At 59.9% G+C, this 1,627-nt stretch carries 3 protein-coding genes; all 3 read right to left on the minus strand.

Features of this window, described 5'->3' with window-relative positions:
* On the minus strand, positions 1-404 hold a 404-nt coding region (locus tag WCA53_RS19040; protein WP_423914079.1), incomplete at its 3' end, for an ABC transporter permease subunit.
* Positions 401-1,267, minus strand: a complete 867-nt coding sequence (locus WCA53_RS19045; RefSeq protein ID WP_423914083.1) for a branched-chain amino acid ABC transporter permease — start codon at positions 1,265-1,267, stop codon at positions 401-403. The genes WCA53_RS19040 and WCA53_RS19045, both read right to left, overlap by 4 nt.
* Positions 1,268-1,301: 34 nt before the next feature.
* The coding region (locus WCA53_RS19050) for a transporter substrate-binding protein (RefSeq protein WP_423914086.1) at positions 1,302-1,627 on the minus strand (326 nt) is incomplete at its 5' end.

Genomic DNA, 1,627 nt, shown 5'->3' on the forward strand with positions numbered 1-1,627 from the left:
GTTGAATTGATCGAATTGAAGAGGATCAGGGTCACCGTCAGCGTGATGACGCCGAGGTAGACGTCGCTGATGCGGCCATAGAACATGAAATAGCCGAGCAGGGCCGCGAAGGCTGCCGGCACGAGGACGGCGAGAATCAGCGGCGTTGTGCTTTCGCCGATGTTGATCATCGCGATCGCGTAAGTGTAGGCGCCAAGTCCGAAAAACGCCGACTGGCCGAAACAGAGAATGCCCCCGAAGCCCCAGACGAGCGCGAGTGACAAGGCAAGCACCGCCATGATCATGTAGACGGTGATGTTGAGCATCACGTCGAGGTCGAACAGCCGCGGTGCAAGGATGAGCACCGCGATCCCAACGACCGCGACCAGCGCAAGCCCGAGAATATTGAGAGCGCGCGCGCTCACAGGCTTCCCCGAAAAAACCGACCGGTTATCCCTTGAGGGAGCACGCGGATGAGCACGATCGCGGCGGCAAGCAGCGCGACCTCGCCGAAAACCGGCGTTGTCACATAGGTCGCGACCTGGTTTACCGCCCCGAACAATGTTGACGCCATCGCCGTGCCAGTCACGATCGACACGCCCCCGCCGATCACTGTAATGAATGACTTGGCGACATAGGCGGCGCCGATCGTGGGAAACACGCCCGACACAGGCGCGATAATTGCGCCGGCAAGGCCGGTGAGGGCAGCGCCGGCGCCGAAGGTGATCGAATAGACTCGGTTCGGATTGACGCCGAGCGCAGCCGCCATGTTCGCGTTCTGCATCGTTCCTCGCGCGATCAACCCGAGCCGGGTGAAACGTAGAACTGTGAGAACCCCGCCGAGCACGACGAATGCGACGCCGATCACGAATAGCGTGTAGGTGCTCGTGCGATACTGGCCGATCTCGAAGCTGCCGAGTGGCGCTGAAAGGCCGACGGTGGTGTTGCCGAACACCGCAGTCGTCAAACCAACGAGAAACAGGCTCAAGCCCCACGTCGCCAGCATCGTGTCGATCATGCGGCCGTAGAGCCAGCGGATGATGGTGCGCTCGACGATAATCCCGATCGCCCCCACGACGATCGGCGCGACGATCAGCATCGCGATCCAGATGCTGAGGCCAAGACGATTGGCTTCGATGGCGGCGTAGCCGCCAAGCATCAGAAACTCGCCGTGGGCCAGGTTGATGACTTTCATCATCCCGAAGATGATCGCCAACCCCACGCTCATCAGCGCGAGGCTGGCGATCGCATAGAGAACCTGGATTGCCAGGAGCGCTACGAGATCCACAAGAGGTCCTGCATGCTCTGTCTGCGAAGCGCGCTCAGAATTTAATTATATACTGCTGGTTGTCGTTCGGGTTCTTCTTGAGGTCGCACACGGCCGCGGTGTCCGACGGCTTCTGCTGCGGAAAATCCTCGAGCAGATCGAACTTCTTGTCCTTCACCTCGGCGATGTGGACGTCCAGAACGCAATGGTGCGTCGGCGGATCGATCGTCACCTTGCCCGATGGCGCATCGATGCTGATGCCGGTTTCGAGCGCTTCGATCACCTTCATTCGATCGATGCTCTCGGCCTTTTTCACCCCTTCTGCCCAAAGGTTGAAGCCTTGGTAGGTTCCCATCGCGAGCTCGGTCACGTTTGGATAAT

Source organism: Caballeronia sp. (assembly GCF_049581465.1).
Classification (GTDB): Bacteria; Pseudomonadota; Gammaproteobacteria; order Burkholderiales; family Burkholderiaceae; genus Caballeronia.